Source organism: Microbacterium sp. zg.Y909 (assembly GCF_024626565.1).
Window position 1 is genome coordinate 1 of the sequence record NZ_JANJFJ010000338.1, and the last position, 4,836, is coordinate 4,836.

6 protein-coding genes and 1 pseudogene are annotated in these 4,836 nt (G+C 69.5%); 3 read left to right on the top strand and 4 right to left on the bottom strand.

Going from position 1 to position 4,836, the window contains the following annotated elements:
- Positions 1-445 (top strand): CGNR zinc finger domain-containing protein (locus NQ160_RS18575; RefSeq protein WP_257516603.1); only part of this gene is annotated, 445 nt, incomplete at its 5' end.
- On the opposite strand, the gene NQ160_RS18580 is transcribed toward NQ160_RS18575, so the two are convergent.
- On the bottom strand, positions 405-1,304 hold the full coding sequence (locus tag NQ160_RS18580) for an alpha/beta fold hydrolase (RefSeq protein WP_257516604.1): 900 nt from the start codon (positions 1,302-1,304) through the stop codon (positions 405-407). The two genes, NQ160_RS18575 and NQ160_RS18580, sit on opposite strands and share 41 nt — an antisense overlap.
- Before the next feature lie 71 nt (positions 1,305-1,375).
- Here NQ160_RS18580 and NQ160_RS18585 point away from each other — a divergent pair, with 71 nt between their 5' ends.
- A complete protein-coding gene (locus NQ160_RS18585; protein ID WP_257516606.1) occupies positions 1,376-2,119 on the top strand; it encodes an exonuclease domain-containing protein in 744 nt (247 codons plus the stop codon).
- A gap of 57 nt (positions 2,120-2,176) precedes the next feature.
- On the opposite strand, the gene NQ160_RS18590 is transcribed toward NQ160_RS18585, so the two are convergent.
- The 3 genes and pseudogenes from NQ160_RS18590 to glgA all read right to left on the bottom strand — a co-directional run bounded on the left by NQ160_RS18590 (position 2,177) and on the right by glgA (position 4,510).
- Positions 2,177-2,428 carry a type B 50S ribosomal protein L31 gene (locus NQ160_RS18590; protein ID WP_191719139.1) on the bottom strand — a complete coding sequence of 84 codons (252 nt, stop codon included), beginning with the start codon at positions 2,426-2,428 and terminating at the stop codon, positions 2,177-2,179.
- A gap of 121 nt (positions 2,429-2,549) precedes the next feature.
- Positions 2,550-3,344 (bottom strand): ABC transporter ATP-binding protein, encoded by a 795-nt coding sequence (locus NQ160_RS18595; protein WP_257516607.1) that lies wholly within the window; start codon positions 3,342-3,344, stop codon positions 2,550-2,552.
- 9 nt (positions 3,345-3,353) lie between these two features.
- Positions 3,354-4,510: pseudogene (glgA, locus tag NQ160_RS18600) on the bottom strand (glycogen synthase).
- A gap of 74 nt (positions 4,511-4,584) precedes the next feature.
- On the opposite strand from glgA, the gene NQ160_RS18605 reads away from it, so the two are divergent.
- The coding region (locus tag NQ160_RS18605; RefSeq protein WP_257516608.1) for a sugar phosphate nucleotidyltransferase at positions 4,585-4,836 on the top strand (252 nt) is incomplete at its 3' end.

A 4,836-nucleotide genomic window follows, 5' to 3' on the forward strand; every position in this document is an offset into this window, starting at 1 on the left:
GCGGTTCCTGGAGGTGCACCGCTACACCGGATCCTTCACGGGCGACCAGCGCGAACTCGAGGCCGTGCGCACCCTCCGCCCCCGCCTGCACGAACTCTGGCTGACCGACCGTTCCGGCGCCGTGCCGCTGGTCAACGGCATGCTGCGCGACGGTCACGCCCTGCCGCAGCTGGTGATCCACGAGGGCTACGACTGGCACATCCACGCCACCCGCGACGACGTCACGTTCGCCACGCGCATCCTGGTGGAGACGGCGATGGCGTTCGTCGACGTCATCCGCCTGGATGCCTACGAGCGAGTGCGCATCTGCTCCGCCGACGACTGCCTGTCGGTGTACATCGACTATTCCAAGAACGGCTCGAAGCGTTACTGCGACACCGGCAACTGCGGCAACCGGATGAACGTCAACGCGTACCGTCGGCGGAAGGCTGCAGAAACCGCCTGATCGCCTTCGCTGCCGGCCGCGGCGTCTCGTAGTGGATGAGGTGTCCCACGCCGTCGATCTCGACCAGCTGCGCGTCGGGGAACAGCGTCGCCAGGTGCCGCTCCGCCTCGATGGGCGTGATGTCGTCCTGCACCGCGGCCACCAGCAGGGTCGGCTGGTGGATCGCCGGAGCGTAGGCGCGGATGTCGTTGGACACCGAGGCGAGGAACGCGTCGTGCAGCACGTCGCGGTCGGCGAAGCGCGAGAAGTACGTGTCGTGCTGGTCGTGCACGAAGCGTCGCAGGGCTCGGTCCCGGGTCTTGGTCATCGACATGCTCATCACCCGCACGATCAGGCCGCTGCGCAGCACGGCATCGCCGAGGCGGCGAGGCAGCCGCGCACCGGCCCAGTAGTAGAACACCGCCAGCCGGGTGAGGATGCCGCGGGGGCCTTCCAGCGCCGGGGCGCCGATCGGGTTCACGAGGATCACCCGCGGGGTGTCCAGTCCGCCGGCGACGGCCGCCGCGACCACGATGGAGCCGAACGAGTGCCCGAGGATGACCGCCCCGGGGGCGGTGGCGCCGACGAAATCGGTGAGCCACTGGGCGTAGGCCGCCAGATCGTGGCGGCGACCTGGGAGCGGGGCGGTCTCGCCGAATCCGGGGAGGTCGGGCATGAGCACGCGGATGCCGTCGAGGTGCGCGACCACCGGCTCCAGGCCGTGGTGCTCGCCTCGGAAACCGTGCACGGCCACGATGGTGTGCTCCGCGGCGGAGGGGCCGTACTCCCAGTAGGCGGTCGTGCCACCCTGCACCGCCACCTCGTGTCGGCGCACCGGAATGCGCGCCAGCGAGTCGGCGTAGGGGTGCGGGGCCGTCATCTCTCAAGTCTAAGAGGCGGCGCCGGTGTGCCTGCCCGTCGATGTCGGCGCCCGCCTCTAGCGTTGTCCACATGACGATGTGGCAACCCGAGCCGCTCCTCGATTTTCCCGAGCCCGAGCGCATCCCCGCGTGGACGCGCCTTGTCGGCGTGTTCGATCTCGAGACCACCGGTGTCGATGTCGAGACCGACCGCATCGTCACCGCCCACGTCGGCGTCATCGACGGCTCCGGCGCCGTCGTGCACGCCAGGGACTGGCTCGCCGACCCCGGCATCGACATTCCCGAGGGTGCGACGGCGGTGCACGGCATCACGACGGCGCACGCCCGCGCCGAGGGCCGGGCTGCTGCCGAAGTCGTCGCCGACGTCGTGCAGATGCTGCGGGGGCTGTTCGCCGCCGGCATCCCCGTGGTCGCCTACAACGCGTGCTACGACTTCTCACTGCTCAAGCACGAGGCCGCGCGACACGGCGTTCGCCCGCTTCGCTCCCCCGGGCCCATCATCGATCCCCTCGTCCTCGACAAGGCGCACGACCGGTACCGCCGCGGCAAGCGCACGCTCGAGGCGGTCGCGGCGCACTACGCCGTTCCGCTGGAGGGCGCCCACGACGCGTGCGCCGACGCGGTTGCCGCCGGACGTGTCGCGCAGGCCCTCGCCGAGCGGTTCGGACCGCAGCTGCCCCCGACGGCGCAGGAGCTGCACACGAAGCAGATCGCCTGGGCGCGAGCGCAGGCCGCAAGCCTCACGGAGTACTTCATCAAGGTCGGCCGACTCGATCCCGAAGACAGCCTCGACGGCAGCTGGCCGGTGCGCTGAGCGCCCGGCGGGTGCAACGAAAAGGGCCCCGCCGAAGCGGGGCCCTTTCGCGGCGACTTACTTGGTGCCGAAGTTCTTGAAGCGCTGGTTGAACTTCTCGACGCGACCGGCCGAGTCCATGATGCGCTGCTTGCCCGTGTAGAACGGGTGCGAAGCCGACGAGATCTCGACGTCGATGACGGGGTACTCGGTGCCCTCGAACTCGACCGTCTTGTCGCTGGTGACGGTGGAGCGCGTGAGGAACAGTTCTCCCGAACCCAGGTCGCGGAACACGATGGGGCGGTAGTCGGGGTGGATGTCAGTCTTCATGAGGTGTCCTTGAGGTGGTGCTCTGGATTTTGCCAGAACGGTCAAAGTCTGCGGTGCGAATGCACCAAGGAACGATTCTATCAGCCCTGCGGCACACCGCGTACCGCCGCCCGACGTGCGGTCAGGCGGAGGCCGCCTCGGCGCGGGCGGAGTACCGACCGGCCTCTTCGTGCAACGCGATCCGCATGCCGAACGCCTCGGTGAGGTTGTCGGCGGTGAGGGTCTCGGCGATCGGGCCGGCAGCGACGACGGTGCCCTCGCGCAGCAGCAGCACGTGGGTGAATCCCACCGGGATCTCCTCCACGTGGTGCGTCACCATCACCATTGCCGGTGTCGTCGGCGCCTGCGCGTAGCCGCTCAGCAGCGCCAGCAGCTCTTCACGCGCTCCGAGGTCCAGGCTCGCGGTGGGCTCGTCCAGCAGCAGCAGCTCGGGGTCGGTCATCACGGCGCGGGCGATCTGCACCCGCTTCTGCTCGCCGTCCGACAGCGTCCCGAAGGTGCGATCGGCCAGGTGGTCGAGCTTCCACTCCGCCAGGACGCGCAGGGCGCGACGCTCGTCGATGTCCTCGTACGCCTCGTTCCAGCGACCCACGACCGCGAACGCAGCGGTCAGCACGACGTTGAGCACCGTCTCCTCCGGCGGCACGCGTCGGGCCATCGCCGACGAGGCGAAGCCGATGCGCGGACGCAACTCGAACACGTCGGTGCGGCCGAGCCGCTCCCCCAGGATCGTCACGACGCCCGACGTCGGGTGCATGAGCGTCGCGGCCAGCTGCAGGAGGGTCGTCTTGCCCGCCCCGTTGGGCCCGAGGATCACCCACCGCTGGTCGTCGGTGACGGTCCAGTCGACATGATCGACGATGTCCCGGGCATTCCGGCGGACGACGACGTCGGAGAACTCGAGAACCTCAGCCATGCGTCCAGCCTATCGGCCGCCGCCGGTCACCTCGGCGTACAGCGCGACCGTCGTGTCGGCAATCGCCTGCCAGCTGAAGGCCTCCGCAGCGCGGGCGCGGCCCGCGCGCCCGTATTCGGCGGCCCGCTCGGGGTCGGAGACGACCTCGGTGAGCACGGCGGCGAGGTCGGCGACGTACTGCTCCGGGTCGGTCGGCGTTCCGGTGCCGTCCTGCACCTGGTCGATCGGCACGAGACGCCCGGTGACGCCGTCTACGACCACCTCGGGGATGCCACCGGTCGCCGGTTGACGATGCCGAGCGGCTCGTACACCGAGGGGCACACGAACGTCGTCGCGGCCGACAGCAGCGTGCACAGCTCGTGACGCGAGAGGTGACGGTCGATCCAGACCACACCCGAGCGGGTCTGCTGCAGGCCACGCACGAGCTCCTCGACCTCCGCCATGATCTGCGGGGTGTCGGGGGCCCCCGCGCACAGCACCAGCTGCACCTCCGGCGGCAGCAGGGCCGCGGCGCGCAGCAGGTACGGCAGACCCTTCTGACGCGTGATGCGGCCGACGAAGACGACACTCGGCCGCGCGGCATCCACCCCCAGCTCGGCGAGAAGCTCGGGGTCCGACACGGGGTGCCAGGCGTCGACGTCGATGCCGTTGTAGATCACCCGCACCTTGTCGGGATCGAGCGTCGGGTAGCTGCGCAGGATGTCCTGACGCATCCCCTCGCTCACGGCGACGATGGCCGCCGCGCCCTCGTAGGCGGTCTTCTCGATGTAGCTCGAGATGGCGTAGCCGCCGCCGAGCTGCTCGGCCTTCCACGGCCGCAGCGGCTCGAGAGAGTGCGCCGTGACGATGTGCGGGATGCCGTGCAGCAACGAGGCCAGGTGCCCGGCGAAATTGGCGTACCAGGTGTGGCTGTGCACCACGTCGGCACCGGCGACGTCGCCGACGATCTCGAGGTCGGTGCCGAGCGTCTGCACGGCGCCGTTGGCCGATGCCAGCTCCGCCGGAACGCCGTACGACGTGGTCCCCTCTTCGTCGCGAGCGGCCCCGAACGCGCGCACCCGCACCTCCAGCTGGGACCGCAGCGCCTTCACCAATTCGGTGACGTGGACGCCGGCCCCGCCGTAGATCTCCGGGGGGTATTCCTTGGTGACGATGTCTACGCGCATGCCACGAACGCTAGTACAGCGCAAGTGATCGCGCCTTGCTGGCAGGCCCCCATCGGTGGCCATAGTGTTGAGCCATGCCTACGACGCCGAAGGTCTTCGGAATCATCCTCGCCGGCGGCGAGGGAAAACGCCTCATGCCCCTGACCGCCGACCGCGCGAAACCCGCCGTGCCCTTCGGCGGCCAGTACCGCCTCATCGATTTCGCCATCTCCAACCTCATCAACTCGGGGTTGCGGCAGCTCGTGGTGCTCACCCAGTACAAGTCACACAGCCTCGACCGCCACATCTCGCAGACGTGGCGCATGTCGGCGCTGCTGGATTCGTAC